Origin of the sequence: Burkholderia sp. BCC1208 (assembly GCF_902833095.1) — a bacterium.
Lineage (GTDB): Bacteria > Pseudomonadota > Gammaproteobacteria > Burkholderiales > Burkholderiaceae > Burkholderia.
In genome coordinates this window covers 101,225-122,430 of sequence record NZ_CADFDY010000003.1, presented here as the reverse complement: position 1 = coordinate 122,430, position 21,206 = coordinate 101,225, and the positions used below count along the sequence as shown (strand labels likewise).

Annotated in this window: 19 protein-coding genes; 10 read left to right on the top strand and 9 right to left on the bottom strand. The window is 64.8% G+C overall.

Annotated elements, in window-relative coordinates:
* The first annotated feature begins 40 nt into the window (after nt 1–40).
* Together HWX09_RS08230 and HWX09_RS08225 are read left to right on the top strand one after the other, a co-directional pair.
* Entirely contained in the window at nt 41–1,336 is a 1,296-nt protein-coding gene (locus HWX09_RS08230; protein ID WP_027786631.1) for an MFS transporter, read from the top strand.
* 55 nt (nt 1,337–1,391) lie between these two features.
* Complete coding sequence (locus HWX09_RS08225; RefSeq protein ID WP_027786632.1) at nt 1,392–2,174, top strand: substrate-binding domain-containing protein; 783 nt, start codon at nt 1,392–1,394, stop codon at nt 2,172–2,174.
* A 24-nt stretch (nt 2,175–2,198) separates the two neighbouring features.
* On the opposite strand, the gene dctA is transcribed toward HWX09_RS08225, so the two are convergent.
* Both dctA and HWX09_RS08215 read right to left on the bottom strand, forming a co-directional pair.
* The gene (dctA, locus tag HWX09_RS08220; RefSeq protein ID WP_027786633.1) at nt 2,199–3,509 is read right to left on the bottom strand and encodes a C4-dicarboxylate transporter DctA; all 1,311 of its coding nucleotides are present in this window, start codon (nt 3,507–3,509) and stop codon (nt 2,199–2,201) included.
* Between the two features lie 34 nt (nt 3,510–3,543).
* A complete protein-coding gene (locus HWX09_RS08215; protein WP_027786634.1) occupies nt 3,544–4,467 on the bottom strand; it encodes a LysR family transcriptional regulator in 924 nt (307 codons plus the stop codon).
* A gap of 242 nt (nt 4,468–4,709) precedes the next feature.
* Here HWX09_RS08215 and HWX09_RS08210 point away from each other — a divergent pair, with 242 nt between their 5' ends.
* The 5 genes from HWX09_RS08210 to HWX09_RS08190 all read left to right on the top strand — a co-directional run bounded on the left by HWX09_RS08210 (nt 4,710) and on the right by HWX09_RS08190 (nt 9,793).
* Entirely contained in the window at nt 4,710–5,609 is a 900-nt protein-coding gene (locus tag HWX09_RS08210; protein WP_027786635.1) for a LysR substrate-binding domain-containing protein, read from the top strand.
* A gap of 153 nt (nt 5,610–5,762) precedes the next feature.
* Nucleotides 5,763–6,512 carry an SDR family oxidoreductase gene (locus HWX09_RS08205; protein WP_027786636.1) on the top strand — a complete coding sequence of 250 codons (750 nt, stop codon included), beginning with the start codon at nt 5,763–5,765 and terminating at the stop codon, nt 6,510–6,512.
* 74 nt (nt 6,513–6,586) lie between these two features.
* Complete coding sequence (locus HWX09_RS08200; protein WP_027786637.1) at nt 6,587–7,912, top strand: MFS transporter; 1,326 nt, start codon at nt 6,587–6,589, stop codon at nt 7,910–7,912.
* Between the two features lie 40 nt (nt 7,913–7,952).
* Nucleotides 7,953–8,798: a transketolase gene (locus HWX09_RS08195; RefSeq protein ID WP_027786638.1), complete on the top strand. Its 846-nt coding sequence runs from the start codon at nt 7,953–7,955 to the stop codon at nt 8,796–8,798.
* Nucleotides 8,795–9,793, top strand: a complete 999-nt coding sequence (locus tag HWX09_RS08190; protein WP_027786639.1) for a transketolase family protein — start codon at nt 8,795–8,797, stop codon at nt 9,791–9,793. The genes HWX09_RS08195 and HWX09_RS08190 overlap by 4 nt, the downstream gene beginning before the upstream one ends.
* Nucleotides 9,794–10,040: 247 nt before the next feature.
* Here HWX09_RS08190 and HWX09_RS08185 read toward each other — a convergent pair whose 3' ends face one another.
* The 3 genes from HWX09_RS08185 to HWX09_RS08175 form a co-directional block, all read right to left on the bottom strand.
* Nucleotides 10,041–10,337 (bottom strand): hypothetical protein, encoded by a 297-nt coding sequence (locus tag HWX09_RS08185; protein WP_027786640.1) that lies wholly within the window; start codon nt 10,335–10,337, stop codon nt 10,041–10,043.
* 162 nt (nt 10,338–10,499) lie between these two features.
* Nucleotides 10,500–10,925: an Hsp20/alpha crystallin family protein gene (locus HWX09_RS08180; protein ID WP_027786641.1), complete on the bottom strand. Its 426-nt coding sequence runs from the start codon at nt 10,923–10,925 to the stop codon at nt 10,500–10,502.
* Between the two features lie 36 nt (nt 10,926–10,961).
* Nucleotides 10,962–11,405, bottom strand: coding sequence for an Hsp20/alpha crystallin family protein (locus tag HWX09_RS08175; protein ID WP_027786642.1), 444 nt, complete (start codon nt 11,403–11,405; stop codon nt 10,962–10,964).
* A gap of 354 nt (nt 11,406–11,759) precedes the next feature.
* Here HWX09_RS08175 and HWX09_RS08170 point away from each other — a divergent pair, with 354 nt between their 5' ends.
* Nucleotides 11,760–12,773, top strand: a complete 1,014-nt coding sequence (locus tag HWX09_RS08170; protein WP_027786643.1) for a hypothetical protein — start codon at nt 11,760–11,762, stop codon at nt 12,771–12,773.
* Nucleotides 12,774–12,878: 105 nt separating this feature from the next.
* Here HWX09_RS08170 and HWX09_RS08165 read toward each other — a convergent pair whose 3' ends face one another.
* The 3 genes from HWX09_RS08165 to HWX09_RS08155 form a co-directional block, all read right to left on the bottom strand.
* Nucleotides 12,879–13,193, bottom strand: coding sequence for a hypothetical protein (locus HWX09_RS08165; protein WP_027786644.1), 315 nt, complete (start codon nt 13,191–13,193; stop codon nt 12,879–12,881).
* Between the two features lie 133 nt (nt 13,194–13,326).
* A complete protein-coding gene (gene tkt, locus HWX09_RS08160) occupies nt 13,327–15,372 on the bottom strand; it encodes a transketolase (RefSeq protein ID WP_027786645.1) in 2,046 nt (681 codons plus the stop codon).
* Nucleotides 15,373–15,679: 307 nt separating this feature from the next.
* Nucleotides 15,680–17,062 carry an MFS transporter gene (locus tag HWX09_RS08155; RefSeq protein WP_227789672.1) on the bottom strand — a complete coding sequence of 461 codons (1,383 nt, stop codon included), beginning with the start codon at nt 17,060–17,062 and terminating at the stop codon, nt 15,680–15,682.
* Nucleotides 17,063–17,902: 840 nt separating this feature from the next.
* On the opposite strand from HWX09_RS08155, the gene HWX09_RS08150 reads away from it, so the two are divergent.
* A complete protein-coding gene (locus HWX09_RS08150) occupies nt 17,903–18,046 on the top strand; it encodes a hypothetical protein (RefSeq protein ID WP_155257387.1) in 144 nt (47 codons plus the stop codon).
* A 56-nt stretch (nt 18,047–18,102) separates the two neighbouring features.
* Nucleotides 18,103–19,347, top strand: coding sequence for an SRPBCC family protein (locus HWX09_RS08145; RefSeq protein ID WP_027786647.1), 1,245 nt, complete (start codon nt 18,103–18,105; stop codon nt 19,345–19,347).
* 192 nt (nt 19,348–19,539) lie between these two features.
* Here the strand turns inward: HWX09_RS08145 and HWX09_RS08140 are convergent, their stop codons facing one another.
* Nucleotides 19,540–21,204 (bottom strand): GMC family oxidoreductase N-terminal domain-containing protein, encoded by a 1,665-nt coding sequence (locus tag HWX09_RS08140; protein ID WP_027786648.1) that lies wholly within the window; start codon nt 21,202–21,204, stop codon nt 19,540–19,542.
* Nucleotides 21,205–21,206: the final 2 nt, after the last annotated feature.

Below are 21,206 nucleotides of genomic sequence, written 5' to 3'. Positions count from 1 at the left end.
AGCCCCTCCCGCGTATTTCAGGTTTTCAGGAGACACCCCGATGCACCCCTCGTCCCGCCTTCCGGCCGAACGTTCGAAGGCCGCCGCGATCTTTCGCGTCACGGCCGGCAATTTTCTCGAGCAGTTCGACTTTTTCCTGTTCGGCTTCTACGCCACGCAGATCGCCAACGTCTTCTTCCCCGCGCAAAGCGAGTTCGCGTCGTTGATGATGACCTTCGCCGTGTTCGGCGCCGGCTTCCTGATGCGGCCGCTGGGCGCGATCGTGCTGGGCGCGTACATCGACGAGGTCGGCCGACGCAAGGGCCTGATCGTCACGCTGACGATCATGGCGAGCGGCACCATCCTGATCGCGTTCGTGCCGGGCTACGCGACGATCGGGCTGCTCGCGCCCGTGCTCGTGCTGACCGGCCGGCTGCTGCAGGGCTTCTCCGCGGGCGCCGAACTGGGCGGCGTATCGGTCTATCTCGCCGAGCTGGCGACGCCCGGCCGCAAGGGCTTCTTCACGAGCTGGCAATCGGCCAGCCAGCAGGTGGCGATCGTCATCGCGGCGGGCCTCGGCTTCGCGCTCAATCAGTGGTTGAGCGCGTCGCAGATCGCCGCCTGGGGATGGCGCGTGCCGTTCTTCGTCGGCTGCATGATCGTGCCGTTCATCTTCATGCTGCGCCGCAACCTGGAGGAAACCCATGAATTCAAGGCCCGCAAGCATCGTCCGGGCATGAAGGAAGTGTTCGGTACGCTGGTCCAGAACTGGGGCGTCGTGGTCGCCGGCATGATGCTGGTCGCGATGACCACGACGAGCTTCTATCTGATCACCGTCTACGCACCGACCTTCGGCAAGACGGTGCTGCATCTGAGCACCGCCGACAGCCTGCTCGTGACGCTTTGCGTCGGCGTGTCGAACTTCGTGTGGCTGCCGATCGGCGGTGCGCTCTCCGACCGGATCGGCCGCCGGCCGCTGCTGGTCGGCATGACGATGCTCACCGTCGTGACCGCCTACCCGGCGCTGACGTTCCTCGCTCACGCGCCGTCGTTCGTCAACATGCTGCTCGTCCTGCTCTGGCTCTCGTTCATGTACGGGATCTATAACGGTGCGATGATCGTCGCGCTCACGGAAGTGATGCCCGTGCAGGTGCGCGTCGCGGGCTTCTCGCTCGCGTACAGCCTCGCGACGGCCGTGTTCGGCGGCTTCACGCCGGTCATCTCGACCGGGCTCATTCACATGACGGGCGACAAGGCCGCACCGGGCTACTGGATGAGCTTCGCCGCGATGTGCGCGTTGCTTGCGACGTTCGCGCTCTATCGCCGCCGTGCAGCGACGTTGACGCCGGCGCATTGAGGTCCGGCCCCTCCGGCATGCCAACCCACATCCACGAATCCGCACGACCACGACCATGAGAAATCCGTTCCTGACATTCTGCGCGACCGCGCTCGTCGCCACCGCGGCGTTGGCGGCCAACGTACAGGCCGCCGAACTGCACGTGATGAGCTCGGGCGGCTTCACCGCCGCCTACAAGGTGCTCGGCCCCCGGTTCGCGTCCACGACGGGCAATACGCTCGCTACTGCGCTCGGCCCGTCGATGGGCAAATCGCTCGAAGCAATTCCGAACCGGCTCGCGCGCGGCGAGCCCGCCGACGCCGTGATCATGGTCGGCTACGCGCTGGACGATCTGATCAAGCAAGGCAAGGTCGCTCCCGAATCTCGCGTCGAGCTGGCCGACTCGCGCATCGGCATGGTCGTGCGCGACGGCGCGGCAAAGCCCGACATCAGCACCGCCGAGGGCCTCAAGCAGGTGCTGCTGCACGCGAAATCGATCGCCTATTCGGACAGCGCGAGCGGCGTGTATATCGAACGCGCGCTGTTCAAGAAGCTCGGGATCGAGGAGCAGGTGAAGTCGAAGGCGAAGATGATCCCGCGGATTCCGGTGGCGTCGGTCGTCGCGAACGGCGACTACGAAATCGGCTTCCAGCAGGTCAGCGAGCTGCTGCCCGTCAAGGGGGCGAGCTTCGTCGGCAAGATTCCCGAATCGCTGCAGTCCGTCACGCGCTTCGCCGCCGGCATCCCGGTCGGCGCGCAGCATCCGCGGGAAGCGAAGGCGCTGCTCGACTTTCTTGCGTCGCCCGACGTGCAGGCCGACGTGAAATCGACCGGCCTGGATCCGGTTTCCGCACATTGAGCCCGATCGACGGGAAGGCGCGTATCAGACCGTCTTTCCGTCGCCGTCGCCGCCTGCCGCGGCACGCGCTTCATCGGCCCCGGCCGACGCGAGCCGCTGCGCGAGGCGCGTGCGATCGCATGCACCTTCCCACGCCGACACGAAGATCACCGCGCACGCATTGCTGATCACGCTGGTCAGCGCGCGCGCTTCCGACATGAAGCGATCGATGCCGACCAGCAGCGCGACCCCGGCGACGGGCAGGTCGGGCATGACGGCGAGCGTCGCGATCAGCGCGACGAGCCCGCTGCCGGACACGCCGGCCGCCCCCTTGGACGTGAGCAGCATGATCGCGAGCATCGTCGCGATCTGCGGCGCGGAAAGCGGGACGTCGCATGCCTGCGCGATGAACAACGCCGCGAGCGTCAGATAGATCGCGGTACCGTCCAGATTGAACGAATAGCCGGCCGGCAGCACGAGCCCCACCACGCCTTTGTCGCAGCCGAGCGCTTCCAGCTTGACGATCAGGCGCGGCAGGACCGGCTCCGTGGACGAGGTCGCGAGGACGATGAGCAACTCTTCGCGCAGGTAACGCAAGAGCCGCCACAGCGCGAAGCCGTGCAGCCGCGCGAGCGGTGCGAGCACCAGCGCGACGAACAGCGCGCAGGCCACGTAGAAGGACATCATCAGCTTCGCAAGCGAACCGACCGAGCCGATGCCGAAGCGGCCCACCGTGAACGCCATCGCGCCGAACGCGCCGAGCGGCGCCAGTCGCATGATCATCGCGAGGATGCGAAAGACGACCTGGGCGATGCCGTCGATCAGCGCAAGAACGGGGCGGGCGGTGCGCGGATGCGCATTCAGCGAGAAGCCGAACAACAGCGACAGCAGCAGCACCGGCAACACTTCGCCGCTGGCGAACGCGCCGAGCATCGTATCCGGAATCACGCCGAGCGCGAACGCCACCAGGCTGCGCGGCTCCGCATGCTTCGCGTACGGCGCCAGGATGCTCGCATCCAGATGATGGACGTCGATGTGCATGCCGGCGCCCGGTTGCAGCCCGTACGCGGTGACGAGCCCGAGCGCGAGCGCGGCGGCCGTCAACAGATAGAAGAGCGCGAGCGCCCGCACGATCGTGCGGCCGATGGCCCGCCCGTTCGACAACGACGTGATGCCCGACACGATCGTGCAAAAGACGATCGGGGCGATGGTCATCTTCACGAGCCCGACGAACGCGTCGCTGAGCGGCTTGAGCATCGAGCCCGCCGCCGGCCACACGTGACCGATGGCGATGCCGAGCATCATCGCGAGCAGGACCTGCACGTAAAGCGATTTGAGCAGCCGGGTCCACCTCACGATGCAATCTTCCTTCGTTTGCGTTCCGGCGTCGTCATGCCGATGTGCCGCTGCCGACGGCGTCGCCGCGCTTCGCGTCGACGATCATCCGGTGAAACGCCTCGGCGGCCGGCGTCAGCGAGCGCCCGCGCCGCTTGACGATGCCCACGCGCCGTTTCACGGCCGGCTCGACGAGCGGCACGCTCGTGAGGACCGGGTGGTCATGCCCCGGCATCGCCATCGATGGCACCGCGGCGACGCCGAGCCCCGCCTCGATCAGCCCGAGCAGGGTCGTGACGTGGCGCGCCTCGCAGACGCTCGGCTTACGCGGCGCGACGGCGGCCAATGCCTGGTCGAGCAGCAGGCGGTTACCGGAAGTCTTGTCCACCGATACGTAATCGTGTTCGTAAAGTTCGTTCCAGGTCACGCGCTTCTTGCGCGCGAGCGGATGGTCGCGGCGGCACGCGGCGACGAACCGTTCCTGGAGCAGCACCTTGAATTCGATCTCCGCCTCCTGGCTGCCGATAAAGCTCACGCCGAAATCCGCCTCGCCGCTGATCACGGCGCCGAGCACCTCGTTGGCGCCGGCGTCGAGCAGCTTCACCCTGATGCGCGGAAAGCGCTGATGATAGCGGGCGATGATGGGGGGCAGGAAGTAGTAGGCGACCGACGGCACGCAGGCGATCGTCACGTGGCCCAGGCGGCTCGACGACACGTCGCGGATGCCGAGCAGCGCGGCGTCGAGATCGTCGAGCAGTTGTTCGGCGCTCTGCGCGAACACGCGGCCGACGGTGGTGAGTGCGACGCGGCGCGTGGTGCGTTCGAACAGCCGCACGCCGAGTGCGTCCTCGAGCTTGTCGATCCGGCGGCTCAACGCGGGCTGGGAGAGGCTGACCGCTTCGGCGGCCTTGCGGAAACTGCCCGTTTCCACGACCGCGCGAAACGCCTGCAAGTCGGTCAAATCGAAATTGATGCCCACCGGTCACTCTCCGCCACTCAGATGCGCAGCATTTTGCATGATTCGGTCCGCGCCATGCGTGTCGCGTCGTCCATGCGGCGGCGTTGGCGCGGCGCGGTGTGCTGCCCAGCCGAGGCCACGCCGCGAATCGATCGTCCCGGCGCGCTTCCTGTTGTACCGTATCGCTTTTGCCCGGGCAACGATTCAGCGCCGGCGTTAGCCCCGGCCAGCCGGGCGAGCCGCTCTCTTCAACGGACTCCAGCATGCGCATTCCGCCGCTCAAGGCCATCATTGCGTTCGAAAGCGTCGCCCGGACCAAAAGCGTCAACCGTGCGGCGCAAGAGCTCGGCCTGACCGCGTCCGCGGTGAGCCATCAGCTCAGCAACCTCGAATCGCAGATCGGTCAGCCGCTGTTTCAGCGTTCGGGGCGCGGCCTCGTCCTCACGCCGACCGGCGAACGCTACCTGGCCGACGTCACCGGCTCGCTGGCCGACCTGAGCCGCGCGACCGAGCGCGCGTCGAGCCGCACCGAAGTGGACATCCTGCGCGTGCATTCGAGCCCGAGCTTCGGGCTGATGTGGCTGCTGCCGCGGCTGTCGTCGTTTCAGGAGGCGAACGGCGATATCCAGCTGAACCTCGCGTGCTCTTACGAAAACGTGTCGTTCTCGAACGGCTTTTACGATATCGATGTCCGGCACGGCTACGGCAACTGGGACAACCTCGAGGTCCGGACCGTGCGCGGCGAATTCATCGCGCCGCTCGCGTCGCCGCGCTATCTCGAACGGCATCCGGTGAACGCGCCGGAAGACCTGCTCGCGCATCGGCTGATCTATTCCGAAACGCCGCTGGTCCAGTGGAAGCAGTGGTTCGGCCGGACCGGCGTGCCGCTCGCGGCCCAGAAGACCTTCGATTTTTCGTTCGACCGTTCGTACATGTCGCTCGAAACCGCCGCATTGGGCCTCGGCATCGCGCTCGAAAGCCTGATGCTCGCGTCGGTGAAGATCCGCGAAGGGCTGCTGGTGCCGGTCTTCGACGCGGCCCATGCGGTCGAAGTCGGCGCGCATCATCTCGTTTACCCGCGGCAGAACGCGGAGCTGCCGCGCGTGAAGCGCTTCCTGGCATGGATCGAACGGGAAGTGGCGGCGCACGCGCGGCCGGCTTGAACGCGGCGCCCGACGGCGCTCGCGATATTGCGCTGCAGCACCGGCCGCGCGCCGTCACCTGAAATTTTCTCAACGATGTCTGAGCGTTTCCGCGTTGATGCGGGTGTCCGCCGAGCCGACACTCTGCACACACATCAACACAGGAGACGAACCATGTTGCTCGACGACAAGGCCATCATCGTGACCGGCGCCGCATCGCCGCGCGGTATCGGCAAGGCCACGGCCCGCGCGCTGGCCGCGCAGGGCGCACGCGTGGCGATCCTCGACCTGCGCCGCGAAGACGCGCAAGCGGCCGCCGCCGAACTCGGCCCGGATCATCTCGGCTTCGCGTGCGACGTGACCGACCGCGACGCGTGCGTGGCGGCAGCCCGCGCGGTGCTGGAGCACTTTGGCCGTATCGACGGCCTCGTGAACAACGCCGGCATCACGCAGCCCGTGCGCACGCTGGATATCTCGGCGCGCGACTTCGATGCGATCGTCGACGTGAACCTGCGCGGCACGCTCTACATGTCGCAGGCGGTGTTGCCCGCGATGAAGGCGCAGCGCAGCGGCAGCATCGTCTGCATGTCGTCGGTATCCGCGCAACGCGGCGGCGGCATTTTCGGCGGCCCGCACTACAGCGCCGCCAAGGCCGGCGTGCTCGGCCTCGCGAAGGCGATGGCACGCGAATTCGGCGCCGAGCGCATCCGCGTCAATTCGATCACGCCGGGCCTGATCCAGACCGACATCACCGGCGACAAGCTGACGCCCGACATGCGCGAGGACATCATCAAGGGCATTCCGCTCGGCCGGCTCGGCGATGCCGCCGACGTCGCCAATGCGTGCCTGTTCCTGCTGAGCGACCTGTCGAGCTATCTGACGGGCGTCACGCTCGACGTCAATGGCGGGATGCTGATTCACTGAGAACGGCGCCGCCCGATGCGCGGCGCCGACCATCATGCACCCGGGACGACCCGGGGCCATGGCAGGAGACAAAGATGAGAGCAAAGTACCCCGCACCGCCGGTCCAGGGCGAGACGCTGCAACGGGACGATGCGCCGACGTTCGAGGCGGCCACCTACGCGAAGGTTGCCCGACGGCTGATCCCGTTCCTGATGTTGTGCTATCTCGGCGCGTATCTCGACCGTGTCAACGTCGGCTTCGCGAAACTGCAGATGCTCAACGACCTGCGCTTCAGCGAGACGGTCTACGGCATGGGCGCAGGCATCTTCTTCCTCGGCTATTTTCTGTTCGAGGTGCCGAGCAACCTGATCCTGCATCGCGTCGGCGCGCGTCGCTGGCTCGCGCGCATCATGCTGACGTGGGCGGCGATCTCGGCGAGCTTCGTGTTCGTCAAGTCGCCCACCGCGTTCTACGTGCTGCGGTTTCTGCTCGGCGTCGCCGAAGCAGGCTTCGCGCCGGGCGTGATCCTGTACCTCACGTACTGGTTCCCGTCGGCGCGGCGCGCGAAGGCGCTGTCGCTGTTCTTCATGGCGATTCCGCTCGCCGGGATCATCGGCGGGCCGCTGTCGGGCGCGATCATGCATTCCCTGCACGGCGCGATGTCGATGGCGGGCTGGAAGTGGCTGTTTCTGCTCGAGGCGCTGCCTTCGTTCGTGCTGGGTTTCGCGATCCTGCTGTATCTCGACGATGGCATCGCCGGCGCGAAATGGCTGACCGACGCCGAAAAATCCCTCCTGGCGCGCAACGTGTCGGCCGATGCCGAGCACACCACCGCCCACCTGTCGATCCGTACGTTCGTCGCGGACCGACGCCTGTGGCTGATGGCGGCGATCTACTTCTGCGTGGTGCTCGGCCAGTACGGCCTCACGTTCTGGCTGCCGACGATCATTCGCAAGGCCGGCGTTGCCGATCCGCTGTGGGTCGGCCTGTTCACCGCGATTCCGTATGCCTGTGCGATCGTCGCGCTGCCGCTGATCGGCATCAGCGCGGATCGTCGCCGCGAGCGCCGCCTTCATCTCGCGGTGCCGATGCTGGTCGCGGCGGCGGGCTTCGCCACGTTGCCGATGCTCGGCAGCGTCGGCGCGTCGATCGTGTGCCTGAGCATCGCGTCCGCCGGCATCCTCGCGTCGTCGTCGCAGTTCTGGTCGCTGCCGACCGCATTGCTGGGCGGGGTGTCGGCGGCGGCGGGCATCGCCGCGGTCAATTGCTTCGCGAACCTCGCCGGTTTCTTCTCGCCGGCGATTGTCGGCTGGCTGAACGACCTGACCGGCAAGTCCACCGCGGGACTCGTGTTCATCTCCGTCGCGATCGCGGTCGGTGCGCTGTTGGTGTTCCTCGTTCCGCGATCCGTCAACCGCTGATTCGATTTGTATTCCTTCCGATCCGATAATGGAGCTATCGATGGACAACGAAACCATCCATGAAGCGGCCACGCTCGCCGAGCGCGCGTACCGCATCCGTAGAAACGCCGTGCTGATGGGCGAAGTGCAGGGGCAGGGCTATGTCGGCCAGGCGCTCGACATCGCCGACGTGCTGGCCGTCGCGTATTTCGGCGCGATGCGCTATCGCGCCGACGATCCCGAATGGGAAGGGCGCGACCGCTTCCTGCTGTCCAACGGGCACTATGCGATCGCGCTGTACGCGGCGCTGTTCGAAGCCGGCATCCTGCCGGCCGCGGAACTCGAGACCTATGGCAGCGACGACAGCCGTTTGCCGATGTCCGGCATGGCGAGCTATACGCCCGGCATGGAAATGTCCGGCGGCTCGCTCGGGCAGGGCCTGACGATCGCGGTCGGCCGTTGTCTCGGCCTGAAGCGCAAGGGCTCGGATGCGTTCGTCTACACGCTGTTCTCGGACGGCGAGCTGGACGAAGGAGCCATCTGGGAAGGGCTGATGTCGGCCGCGCACTGGCGGCTCGACAACCTGATCGCGATCGTCGACGTGAACAACCAGCAGGCCGACGGCCCGTCGACCCAGGTCATGGCGTTCGAGCCGCTGGTCGACAAGCTCGAGGCGTTCGGCTGGTACGTGCAACGCGTGGACGGCAACGACATCGACGCGGTGAAGCGTGCGTTCGACCAGGCGCGCCGGCATGGCGCGCCGCAGCCGCGCATCATCGTCTGCGACACGAAGATGGGGTGCGGCGTGCCGTTCCTCGAGGCACGCGAGAAGAGCCATTTCATCCGCGTCGATGCGCACGAGTGGCAACTCGCGCTCGACGCACTCGAAGCAGGGAGACAGGCATGAGCACCGTCGACAACAAGCCGCGTCTGAAGACGTCGGCGATGATCGCGTCCATCGCGGCGGAAGGGCAGGCGACCCGCGCTGCGCCGTTCGGCCATGCGCTGACCGAACTCGCCCGCACGAACGACAACGTGATCGGGATGACGGCCGATCTCGGCAAGTACACCGACCTGCACATCTTCGCGAAGGCCTTCCCCGAACGTTACTACCAGATGGGCATGGCCGAGCAACTACTGATGGGGGCCGCCGCCGGGTTCGCGCACGAAGGCGCGCAGCCGTTCGTCACCACCTATGCGGTGTTTGCGACGCGCCGGGCGTACGACTTCATTCATCAGGCGATTGCCGAGGACAATCTCGACGTGAAGCTGGTGTGCGCATTGCCGGGGCTCACGACCGGCTACGGGCCGAGCCACCAGGCCGCCGAGGATCTGGCGCTGATGCGCGCGATGCCGAACATGACCGTGATCGATCCGTGCGACGCGCTGGACATCGAACAGATGGTGCCGGCCATCGCCGCGCACAAGGGGCCGGTGTACGCCCGCCTGCTGCGTGGCAACGTGCCGGCCGTGCTCGACGAATACGATTACCGTTTCGAACTCGGCAAGGCCAAGCTGCTGCGCGACGGCAACGACGTGCTGCTGATCTCGTCCGGGATCATGACGATGCGCGCGCTCGAGGTAGCGAAGGCGCTTCAGGGCGATCGCGTCGATGTCGCCGTGCTGCACGTACCGACGATCAAGCCGCTCGATACGGCGACCATCGTCCGCGAGGCCGCGCGCAGGGGGCGCATGGTCATCGTCGCCGAGAACCATACGGTGATCGGCGGCCTCGGCGAAGCGGTCGCGACCGCGTTGCTCGGCGCCGGCGTCGCGGTCCCGTTCCGGCAGATCGCACTGCCGGATGCATACCTCGCCGCGGGCGCGCTGCCGACGTTGCACGAGCGGTACGGGATCTCGGCTGGCGCGATGGGCGCGAACATCAAGTCTTGGCTCGGATGATCGGGCGATCGTTCGACACCCGCGTGTCGATGCGAAACGAGATCTCGCCGGTCGGCGATGCGAAGCGGTCGGGGTTCGGCCGCGGCGGGGCGCACGCCGGCATCGGCGACCATCGGACCGTCAAATGCCGGTGCCTGGCGGTTTGAGCGTCGGTGAGTGACCCGGCTACCCGCGCACGGTAACCCCGCGGCAAACCTGTTCGCCGGCGTGGCAGCCGGGCCGTCGCCGATGGCAAGCGCAACGTGCGTCAGGCTTGTCGTCGTGCGCGCGGTACCTTGTCCAAATCGCGGCTCGGCCCGGCTCGATTTCGTCTCACATACCGGTCCGACACGACCGACCGTCGCTGGATCCATGCGAGCCCGAGTTCGAGCGCCTGGTCGCATGCTTCGCGGGTATCGGCGAAGTCGCCGTCGACGCCGAGCGCCCGGCTTTCACCGTCGCGATCCATGAGGATCGCCGTCGCCGAATAGCGGCCCGTCTCCGTGTCGGTCACCACGGCCCGGACCGTATATCCGCCATGTTCGATCGTCCTGTTGATCTGCATCGGATGCCTCCTGCATGGAAATACGACATGTGCGACGACTCGCTTGCGCGGTGCCGGTACTTCACGCCGCGACCGTAAGCGCGGGTGCCCGCACCCGGCGGTCGAAGCGGCGCAAGCGACGCGGACCGCGCCGGGTCGATGAAACGCGCCCGGCGCGTCCGTTTACCCCGCCATCACCTCGATCCGCCGCGGTTTCGCTTCCTCGCGCCGCGGGATGCTCAGTTTCAACACGCCGTCGCGCAGTTGCGCGTCGATGCGCGACACGTCGAAATCCGGGCTGAGCGTGAATGCGCGCGAGAAGTGCGGATGCTGCACTTCGCCGTGCTGCAGGCGCAATCCCGCTGGCGTCGGAACGACGGCCTCCGCTTCGATGGCAAGGCTGCCGTCGTGCACGCGGACGTCGAGCTTCTCGCGCGGCACGCCCGGCAGGTCCGCGTACAACGTGATGCCGTGCGCATCCTCGACGATGTCGACGGCCGGCGCAATACGCGTGCGCGGCGTGTCGTGCTGAGCCGCTTCACGGTTCGTCACGGCCGTTCGAGTGTCGGCCGCACGGGTCGTCAGTTCGGTCGTATTGGTGTCACTCATGATGTCCTCCGTCATGCGTTCGTGACGTCGTGCTGCTTACTGGACCGCAATCGCGCGCGGCTTCGATGCTTCCGACTTGCCGATGCTGATCGTCAGGCAGCCGTTCGTATAGCGGGCCTCGATCTTGTCGGGGTCCGCATGTTGCGGCAGTTCGATCACGCGGCGGAATGCGCCCATGAAACGTTCGTTCGCGTAGACGCGCCGCTCGTCGTCGGTCGTGCCATCGTCCGGCGGTGTGCGCTCGCCGCTGATCGACAGTAGCCGGCGATCGACGGAGATGTCGATCCTGGCGGGGTCGAGACCCGGCGCGAAGGCGACGATCTCCACCGTGTCGTCGGTACTGCCGATATTGACCGGTGGAAACGCACCGGGCCGCGGGGCGCGCAGACTGGCCGGCAAGCCCGTGAACATACCGGCCATCTGCCGTTGCAGGCGGTCGAATTCCGCCAGCAGATCGGAGGGGAAGAAGATATCGCTCATGACTCGCTCCTGTTGTGCCCCCTGCGGGGGACGTACCGGACCACGCGCTCCAGTTCGTCCATCCGCGAGAGGGTCGCTGACTAACAAATCGAAACACGCAGCGCGTAAGCCGCGACTGCCTTGAGCGATACCTAAAATAGGATACGCCGCGTGAATTTCAAGGGGGGCGACGGCTCACCGGTCGTTCCCCGATTCCGGCGGGCAAGTGGCGGGTCGCGGCCGCGCCGTGAGGGCCGCCGCCTGATCGCCCGATGTCGGCATGCGGTGCACGTCAGCCGTCCGACCGGGCGCCGCCTATAATCGCTATCAACCTTTCCGGCAAATCGCGGTTACCAAGGTGAGGAGGGTGTCCAAATGGAAGACTGCCGTCGCATCCGTTCGCGCTGGGTCCTCGCCAGCTCGATCGCCGGTCTGACCATGCTGGCGTGCCCGGTACCCGCGCACGCCGAGGACGATCCTTCGAGCCCGCCGGGCGGGCTCAAATCATCTGAGCGAACGCTCAACGCCTATGCGGTGTATGGCGACGGGCGCGCGACCGAGGGTGGCGATATGCATTGGCGTGCGTACGAAGTCGGCTTCGGCGACGTCTTGAACGATTACCTGTCGGTCTACCTTGCATACTTGAACGAAGGGCATCCGGCGGATCATCATCGCGACGGCTTCGCTGCCCTGGGTTCGTTTCGTTGGCCGGTCGGCAGTCGTCTGGCGCTCGAATTTTCGGCGGGCCCGTATTTCAGCATGGACACGACACATGTCGACGACCGGGCACGCAATGAAAAGCGCTGGGGTGTGCGTGCGTCGGCGGCGGTGCGGTATTACGTCGTGCCCAAGCGCTTCTTCCTCAAGGTGCAGTACAACCACGTCCAGATGATTGGCGGATTCAATTCCGACGCCGTGCTCTTCGGCATCGGCTCGGATTTCGGCGGCGATCCTCGCCCGGCGTTTTCGGACGGCAAGACGCAGGTCAGCGTCTGGGCCGGGACGTCGCAGACGAACCGTCCTCAAGTGCCGATCGAAAAGGGATACATGGTCGAAGTCAAGCGGCCGCTCGGCAATGCGTGGGCTTATTCGGCGAGCTTCGTCTACGAAGGCAACAATGGCGTTGCCGGCCGACGAGGCGTGGCCGCGCAATTCTGGTACGTCGCGCCGATCAAGAGCAAATGGACGCTGTCGGCAGGCGTCGGTCCGTATCTCTCGCGGGATCGGGACGAGACCTCGGGCAAGACGCGACTCAATGCGTTGCTCAGCGCGCAAGTAACCTATCAGGTCACGAACGATTGGGCGGCAAGCTTGCGCTTCAATCGCGTCGCAACCGGCAACGACAAGGACCAGGACATGTTCATGGTCGGCGTGGCGCGCAATTTCTAGGCACTCGTTCTGGTGCGCCGGGTCATTCTGTCGAGCGCGCTGACTATTCGAACTGGCTCGCGAGCACGCTCGACTTTTTCCGTCGGCTTCCGCTGGGGCCAGCTTTTACGCGTCGTTCAACCAGGGCATTTCCACGGGCGACACGACCAGTTGCCGGAATTCGCGTTTCAAATCGAAGATGAACCCGACCAGGATCATGGAGTCGGCGTAAGGAATCGGAAAGACATGCGGATTTTCCGGAGTGCGCAGGGGACGATCGGGAGTGTCCGCCGTTGCCGCGGCGTTCTCGCGAACGCTTTCCAGTTCATCGGCCATGGCCGCGCCACTGACTTGCAGCACACGGCTGCGCAGGTCGCTGAAGGGCTCGATGCGCGCAGCGTCTTCGTGGTATTCGGGCACTTCGTATACGAACCAGGACATTTTCGTCTCCCATGAGAAGGGGCGCTATTCTAACGCTACGCGAGAATCCACCGAAAAATCGGGGCCGCCCACTTCTCCAAGCACATCCACGAGCCCTGCGAGGTCATCGCATCCCGAGCGGATCGCAGCAATGTCACACTTCGGATAACACCTGGTGCGCCGCGCGAACAACCGCATCTACCGTAATGTCAAACTTGTCGTACACGTCTTTGATTTTCCCGGACTCGCCGAAACTGTGCATTCCGACGAACCGGCCTTCCGGACCGATGTACCGCTCCCATCCCAGTTCGACCGCCGCCTCGACCGCGACTCTCGCGGGAGAGGTGCCCAGCACGGCCCGTTGGTAATCGCGTGGCTGCTCCTCGAAGAGCAGGCGGCACGGCATCGATACAACGGCCGTCGGCACGCCTTCGTGCTGCAGGACGTCGCGTGCCTGGACGGCGAGGTCGACCTCCGAACCTGTCGCGAGCAGCGTGAGTTGGCGCGGTCCGCCATCGGCCTCCCGCAAAATATAGGCACCCCGTGCCGACTTGTTTTCGTTTCCAGGCTCGTTGCGCAGGAGCGGGACCGGCTGTCGTGACAATGCGAGGAGGGCAGCCCTGCGGGGCTGTTCGAGAATCAGTTCCCAGCACTCTGCCGTTTCGACTGGATCGGCCGGCCGATAGACGGCGAGTTGGGGAATGGCCCGAAGGGCGGCAAGATGTTCAACGGGTTGATGAGTCGGGCCATCTTCGCCGAGACCGATGGAATCGTGCGTCATCACGAAGATGGATCGCACCCGCATCATCGCGCTTAACCGGATCGCCGGTCGACAGTAGTCCGAAAAACAAAGGAAGGTGCCACCGTACGGAATGAGGCCTCCATGAAGGGCAATGCCGTTCATGGCCGCGGCCATGCCGTGTTCGCGGACGCCGTAGTGAAGGTATGAACCTTTGAACCGGCCAGGCTCGATTGCGATTTGATTTTTTGTCTTCGTATTGTTGGACACCGTAAGGTCCGCCGAGCCGCCGAGCAATTCCGGAATCACGTCGAAGAGACGGTCAAGCACTTCGCCGCTGGCCTTGCGGGTGGCCATTTCACGACCACTGGCAATAAAAGCCTGCCGTGCCGCGGCAATGGCCTGCTTCCAGTCATCGGGAAGCTTGCCCGCATTGCGCCGCTCGAATTCGGTACGCAGCGCCTGCGGTGCCCGGCGGACACGCTCTTCCCACGCGAGTCTTGCGTCGCGGCCGCGCGCCCCGACCTCCCGCCATGCTTTCAGCAGGTCATCCGGGATTTCGAACGGCGGTGAATGCCAGTCGAGGGTCTGTCGTGCGCCCGCGATTTCATCCTCGCCCGGCGCGTCGCTATGGGCTTTCTCGGTTCCAGCCTTCGTCGGAAAGCCGAAACCGATGATCGTCCTGCATGCGATCAAGGTCGGTCTGTCATTCGTTGTCCGAGCGGTCTCGATAGCACGCCGTATCGCATCCGTATCGTGGCCGTCGATTTCCAGGACGTGCCATCCAGCCGAGTGAAAGCGCTCGATTTCGTTGTCCGAGACAGCGAGCTTGGTGGCCCCGTCGATGGAAATCGAATTGTTGTCCCAGAACGCGATCAGTCTGCCCAACCGGAGGTGGCCGGCCAACGAAATGGCCTCGTGGCTGATGCCCTCCATCAGGCAACCGTCACCGAGAAATACGTATGTGTAGTGATCGACGAGATCATCGCCGAAGTTCGCATTCATCACGCGTTCGGCCAACGCCATGCCGACGGAGTCCGCGATGCCTTGTCCGAGGGGACCGGTAGTCAGTTCGATGCCATCGGCATGCGAGTACTCCGGATGACCGGGTGTCTTGCTGCCGACTTGCCGGAACCGCTTGAGCTCGTCCAGGGTCATGTCGGAATAGCCGGTGAGATAGAGGAGGCTGTAGAGGAGCATCGACGCGTGGCCGTTGGAAAGTACCAACCGGTCTCGATCGATCCAGTGGGGGTCCGATGCATCGAATTGGATGAACTCCTTGAACAGGACGGTCGCGACGTCAGCCAATCCCATTGGCGCACCGGGATGACCGCTGTTGGCTTTCTGGACTGCATCCATCGTGAGGAAGCAGATACAGTTCGCCAGCGCGCGAAGATGTGGGTCTCGTGGGGACGGCACCGATTTCGCAGTCGTGCCGGAATTTGTGGTGGGATCGCTCATCGGTTCTCCTATGTTGGCGAGGAAAGATGAGGCTACGGTGCAATATGCATACCTTGTCGGCGGTGGCGAGGTTATGGGGTGTAAAGATTCGACCCTTTTAAATTAACAAATACTATTTATGTAATGTGCGAATCGTGTTCCGACGCGAGTGACTCGACGAGAGCCCGACCGGGTTCGGTCTCGTACATGGCACCCGACCCGCCACCGCGTTTAGTACGGTGCGCGCGGCATGCCCATCCGCATTGAAATCGTGTATCGATGGCGCGCAACGTTGGTCGCGCGCTTACTGGTCTCGTCCAAATCCACGTCAACCTATATGCGTGCCACGCTCCTCCGCGAGCAGACGACGATAATGAGGCAGTGCGCCGAACAGCAGCCACGCAGCGAGAGCGGACGCGATCGTACAGATGATCCCGATCGAGCCACCGACCATCTTCGGATTGCCGAACACACGGTCGGTGAAGACTGCGATCAGCGTAGGTCCGAGCCCAAAACCGATCAACTGCGCGAAGAACGAGTAGAGCGCCCCGACGGTGCCGCGCATGCGGCTGGGCGCGACGAGTTGCAGAGCCGCGGCCATGCACCCCGTCGGCAGCGTAAAGAAAAACACGGTGCCGCCGGCTGCGACCAGCGTACCCGTTGCATCAGGCACAAACGGGATACTCGCGCAGCACAGCAACATCGGGATCATCGCGAACGCTGCCGCGCGCAACGGTGCGTCCTCATAGCCGCGCTGTTCGAAGCGGCGCACCACCCAGGGGCCCGACAGTGCCCCCGCAATTCCGCAGCAGACCACCAGCGCGCCGAAACGAAATCCGACCAGCGCAGCGGGCATGCCGTGCGAACGGATCAGGTAGGTCGGCATCCACGCGGGCATGCCCAGCACGACAATGGCGAGCATGCCGACGCCGAGCAATATGCGTGCGTAGAACCCGCGCCGAGCCCAAAGAAATGCGGCGGATTCGCGGGTCGAGAACTGGCGGTCGTCCGCGCTACCGCTGACGACCTTGCTGCGCATGGGCTCGCGCACGGTCAGCCACACGAGCAACGCAAACAGCATGCCTGGAAGCCCGATCAACACGAATGCCAGTTGCCAGGTCTCGAATCCGGCGAGCGCTGGTAATTGCTGGCGAACGTTGCGGGTGAACGAGATGACGAGGCCGCCGGCGACGAGAGAGAGTCCACCGCCAAGCATCGGGCCGAGAATGAACACGCTCATCGCGCGCGGCATCTGCTTCGCCGAAAAGCAGTCGGCAATCAGCGACAACGCGATCGGGAACACGCATGCTTCACTAGCCCCGACGCCAAAGCGCGCCAGGAACAGGCCCTGGAACGTCGTGGCCTTGCCGCACAGCGCCGTAAAAATGCACCATAGGCAAATGCCGACCAGCAGGATGTTGCGCCGGTTGGTTACGTCGACGAGTCGACCGAATAGCGGTGATGCGATCAGGTACGCGGAAATGAATGCGACCCCTTGCACGAGGCTGAGTTGCGTGTCGGAGATACCAAGCGAATGCCGGATCGGATCGACGAGCAGATTGAGAAGCTGGCGGTCGATGTACGCAAGCGAATATGCCAGCGTGACGATGACCAGGATGTACCACGACCGAAGACTGTCGTGGACCACTCTTGGCGACGATTGTCCCGTTGGTGCTTCATCCACGCCGTCGATGGGTGGTACGTCATTCATGGCATTCCTCATCTTATCTCCAATGCGGTCGATGGATTCATGTGAAGGGTTGGTGTCGAGCCGATAGGCTGAATGCGCGCCCGTCGGGTCATTCGCATCCGTGCAATCTTGATTTCGGTGCGGCGCATCGGCGGTTCCACCGGCACATCGCATTTAATCGAACAATTGTTAGTTAGTTTGGCGTGCCCCAAAGTGATTCGCCATGAGTGTTATCCACTAAGCACGGTTGCCACGACACCTGAGCTGCCACGCGAACTTCGCACGTAGCGTCGTCGGGCTTGTTGTTGCTTGGCAAGCTCGTCCCAATCCTCCTGAAACAGGCATTCGCATAGGGGTTTGACCGGATGGAGCGCACGCATTCTTGTAATCAAGCTATCGTTAGTTAGATAAATGCGCGGACCTCGAACAGGCCGAATCAGCTCGGATATCGCCATGTATTTTGAAGTACGGAATGCGAAACGTTTCTGGTGGCGTGCGAAGCCGATGGCACCCCAGGTCGAAGCCGGAAAGATGGCGCGCGGACATCTGGGTGCTGATGTCGCGAGGGTACGCATGACGCTTTGAGATGACGCGATGCGCTGCAGCTCATTTCGGGCTCGGGTGTTGCGTTTCAAATTGGAGGAGCACGATGACTGACGATGAATCACGCGATTCGAAGCGTTTGCCCATAGGCTTCGAATCCCTCGAACCGTTTCTCGATCGCTGGAATGCGCCGACGTCGCACGCGCGCTGGATCAATCGGGCGGCCACGCCGTACGCGGAGATTGTGGCGTTTTACGAAGCGATGTCCGCGCGGAGGCGACTGTCCATCTCGAGCAGTTTCCGCTCGACGACATGCCAATGCCGGAGCAGAACCTGTTTCGCTTGCTGCTCGCGATGTGCCACGCCGCGATCGCAGTCGAGATGCACGAGACGTCGGGCATCAGGCATGCGCCGCCGGTTCACGCATTGACGATCACTACCGGCTTTCAGCCGCACGGTTGAGCGCGCCACGTCGATTTGATTCGAATCCCGCACCCAAACCCTTTTAAGGAGCTGGCATGAATCACCCTGGCGAACTCAAACCGAGCTTGACCGAATCCGTCGGCCTGTCGACGAAGCCGATGCCGACCACGCTGTACACGGATCCGGAACAATACGAAATCGAACGCGAACGAATCTTCCGCCGTGCGTGGCTGATGGTGGGCCGTGTCGAGCGGATCCCGAAGCCGGGCGATTTCTTCGTGAAGGATCTTGCGGTTGCGAAGGCGTCCGTGATCGTCGCGCGTTCGGAGGACGGCAACGTCCGCGCGTTTCACAACGTGTGTGCGCATCGCGCGAACATCGTGGAGCACCGCCCGAGCGGTAACGCCAAGCGTTTCGTCTGCCGTTATCACAGCTGGGGATACGGCAACGCGGGCGAGTTGGCGAACGTGCCCGACGAAGCCGGTTTCTTCCATCTCGACCGGAAGAAATGCGGGCTCACACCCGTCGCACTCGACGTGTGGGACGGCTGGATCTTCATCAACATGGCGCCCGCGCCGGAGGTGAGCCTCGCCGAGTTTCTCGGTCCGATGGCGGAAGCGCTGTCTGGCATCGACTATCCGAACGCCGACAACACGATCGTGCTGCGCGGCGAATTCAAGGCGAACTGGAAGGCGGTGGCCGAGAACTTCAGCGAGGTGTATCACATCGCGTCGATCCACCCGAAGACGTTCGCGCCCATCTACACCGGCAGGGAGAATCCGTTCGGGCGGCCCCTGAGCGCGAACCTGCGCGGCGCCCATCGCTCGTTCTCGCTTTGGCTGAACCAGAACGTCGCGGTGCCGGAGAAGGCGAAGGTAGCGCGCTGGCTGTTTTCGGCGGGCGAAACGGTGACCGGCACGCGCAACGTCGCGCAGGCCAATCCGCTCACGGAGCATCGCGGCGTGAACCCCGATCGGCATCCGAACTGGTCGCAGGACGTGAACTGGTTCTTTCCCAACTGGCATCTGCAGGTCTCGGCGAACCAGTTCTGGACACATGAATTCTGGCCGACGTCGGTGAATACGACGATCTGGGAGGCGCGCTTCTACAACAAGAAACCGAAGAGCGTGCGCGAGCGCCTGCAGCTCGAGCATTTCACGTCGCACATCTCCGACGGCATGCTCGAGGATCTCGGCAACATCGAATCGATGCAGACCGGCATGGAGACGGGCGCCAAACCGTTCGTTTATTTCAACGAGAGCGAGCTCCTGTGCCGACACGGGCTCGAGCAGGTCGTCCGGTGGTCGTCGGCGTCGACCGTGAAGGACGCGATCGCGTAGTGGAGAAGTCCGCGATCGGACGCTGCCGAAATGGTGGCGACGATCACGGACGTATCGATCGGGTGGGGCCGCGCAGCGTCGTTCCTCCGGTGCCCCCCCACACGTTAGCCGAAATCGTTCGACGCCCGTTTCGACGGGCGGTGAGATCGGCACGTCGCGCAGATGCCCGAGCTTGCCGGGCGCCTGCCGCAATCAAGCGGTATCGAACAACCGCGCGCTCGGGACGCTGTCCGCCTTCGCATCCTCGACCAGCATCGCGGCGGCCTTCTCGCCGATCATGATCGTCGCCGCATTGGTCGCACCGGAGATCGGCAACGGCATCACGGACGCGTCGGCGATGCGCAGCCCCTGCACGCCGCGCACGCGCAGCCGCGCATCGACCACCGCCATCGGATCGCTGTCGGGCCCCATACGCGCGGTGCCGTTGTGGTGATAGACGGTGCCGCCGCGCTGGCGCGCGAACGCGAGGATCTCGTCGTCGGTCCGGACGTCCTTGCCGGGGAACATCTCGTCGACGTAGTACGGCGCGAACGGCCTGGCCTGTAGCACGGCGCGCGCCATCTTGACGACGGCCACCATCGCACGCTGGTCCGATTCGTCGGTCAGGTAGTTCGGCTGCACCTCGGGTAGCACGTCGATGTTTGGGGAGCGCGCCTTGACCCAGCCGCGGCTGTCGGGCCGCTGCTTGTGGCCGCCCAGCGTCATGCCCGGGTAGCGATCGAGCAGGCCGGGCAGACCTTCCTGATAGCTGCCGGGCGTGAACGATACCTGCAGGTCGGGGCGCGCCAACGACGGCTCCGAGCGGAAGAAAAAGCGCATCGGCACCGGGCCCATGCTCAGGATGCTCGGCCGGCCGAGGAAGTAGCGCGCGATCTCGCGGGCCAGCGGCAGGCCGCGCCCGCGCTCGTTGAGGGTGGGGACGTCCTTGACCTTGACGGCCACGCGCAGGTTGAAGTGATCGACCAGGTTCGCGCCGACGCCGGGCAGATCGATCTGCGTCTGCACGCCGATGGTGCGCAGATGCGCATCGTCGCCGATGCCGGAGATCTGCAGCAGGCGTGGCGTGTTCAGCGCGCCCGCCGAGACGATCACCTCGCGACTGGCGCGCACCTCGCGCTCCGGGGCGCCGATGCCACCCGCCCGGTATCGCACGCCGGTCGCGCGCCGGCCGTCCAGCAGCACGCTGGTGGCGGGGCTGTCGGTCCGTAGCGCCACGCGTCCGCTTCTGATGGCCGGATGCAAGTACGCCCGTGCGGCGCTCCAGCGTCGCGGCAAGCGGCCGCGCGTGTCGATCATGAAATGCCACGGCCCGACGCCGTCCTGCGCTTCGGCGTTCGAGTCGGCCACGTACGGATAGCCGAAGCTCTTGACCGCTTCGACGAACAGCTCGCACAGCAGCGCCGGCATGATCGGGTCGGTGACGATCAGCGGCCCGCTGCGGCCGCGGTAGCGGTCGTCACCGGGCCCGATACGCGTCTCGGCCTTCTTGAAGTAGGGCAACACGTCGTCGTAGGACCAGCCCGGATTGCCGAGCGCGGCCCAGCCGTCGAAGTCGGCATGTTGCCCGCGGTTGTAGACCATGCCGTTGATCGAACCCGATCCGCCCACGACCTTGCCCTGCGTCAGTTCGATCGTGCGCCCAGCAGTGCCAGCGATCGGCTCGCTGCGAAAGCGCCACACGAGCCGGTCGTTGAAGAGGTTCTTGATGTAGCCGGCCGGAATGTGGATGAACGGGTTGGTATCGGGCGGGCCGGCTTCCAGCACGCACACGGTATGGCCGGCTTCGGCGAGCCGCGCGGCCACGACGCTGCCGCCGCTGCCGGCGCCGACGACCACGTAGTCGAAGGTTTCGCTCATGG

What these genes read in the sequence shown, in the direction of transcription:
- HWX09_RS08230 (WP_027786631.1), top strand. Translation starts at nt 41, where the DNA reads ATGCACCCCTCGTCCCGCCTTCCGGCCGAACGTTCGAAGGCCGCCGCG.
- HWX09_RS08225 (WP_027786632.1), top strand. Translation starts at nt 1,392, where the DNA reads ATGAGAAATCCGTTCCTGACATTCTGCGCGACCGCGCTCGTCGCCACC.
- HWX09_RS08210 (WP_027786635.1), top strand. Translation starts at nt 4,710, where the DNA reads ATGCGCATTCCGCCGCTCAAGGCCATCATTGCGTTCGAAAGCGTCGCC.
- HWX09_RS08205 (WP_027786636.1), top strand. Translation starts at nt 5,763, where the DNA reads ATGTTGCTCGACGACAAGGCCATCATCGTGACCGGCGCCGCATCGCCG.
- HWX09_RS08200 (WP_027786637.1), top strand. Translation starts at nt 6,587, where the DNA reads ATGAGAGCAAAGTACCCCGCACCGCCGGTCCAGGGCGAGACGCTGCAA.
- HWX09_RS08195 (WP_027786638.1), top strand. Translation starts at nt 7,953, where the DNA reads ATGGACAACGAAACCATCCATGAAGCGGCCACGCTCGCCGAGCGCGCG.
- HWX09_RS08190 (WP_027786639.1), top strand. Translation starts at nt 8,795, where the DNA reads ATGAGCACCGTCGACAACAAGCCGCGTCTGAAGACGTCGGCGATGATC.
- HWX09_RS08185 (WP_027786640.1), bottom strand. Translation starts at nt 10,337, where the DNA reads ATGCAGATCAACAGGACGATCGAACATGGCGGATATACGGTCCGGGCC.
- HWX09_RS08180 (WP_027786641.1), bottom strand. Translation starts at nt 10,925, where the DNA reads ATGAGTGACACCAATACGACCGAACTGACGACCCGTGCGGCCGACACT.
- HWX09_RS08175 (WP_027786642.1), bottom strand. Translation starts at nt 11,405, where the DNA reads ATGAGCGATATCTTCTTCCCCTCCGATCTGCTGGCGGAATTCGACCGC.
- HWX09_RS08170 (WP_027786643.1), top strand. Translation starts at nt 11,760, where the DNA reads ATGGAAGACTGCCGTCGCATCCGTTCGCGCTGGGTCCTCGCCAGCTCG.
- HWX09_RS08165 (WP_027786644.1), bottom strand. Translation starts at nt 13,193, where the DNA reads ATGTCCTGGTTCGTATACGAAGTGCCCGAATACCACGAAGACGCTGCG.
- tkt (WP_027786645.1), bottom strand. Translation starts at nt 15,372, where the DNA reads ATGAGCGATCCCACCACAAATTCCGGCACGACTGCGAAATCGGTGCCG.
- HWX09_RS08155 (WP_227789672.1), bottom strand. Translation starts at nt 17,062, where the DNA reads ATGAATGACGTACCACCCATCGACGGCGTGGATGAAGCACCAACGGGA.
- HWX09_RS08150 (WP_155257387.1), top strand. Translation starts at nt 17,903, where the DNA reads ATGCCGGAGCAGAACCTGTTTCGCTTGCTGCTCGCGATGTGCCACGCC.
- HWX09_RS08145 (WP_027786647.1), top strand. Translation starts at nt 18,103, where the DNA reads ATGAATCACCCTGGCGAACTCAAACCGAGCTTGACCGAATCCGTCGGC.
- HWX09_RS08140 (WP_027786648.1), bottom strand. Translation starts at nt 21,204, where the DNA reads ATGAGCGAAACCTTCGACTACGTGGTCGTCGGCGCCGGCAGCGGCGGC.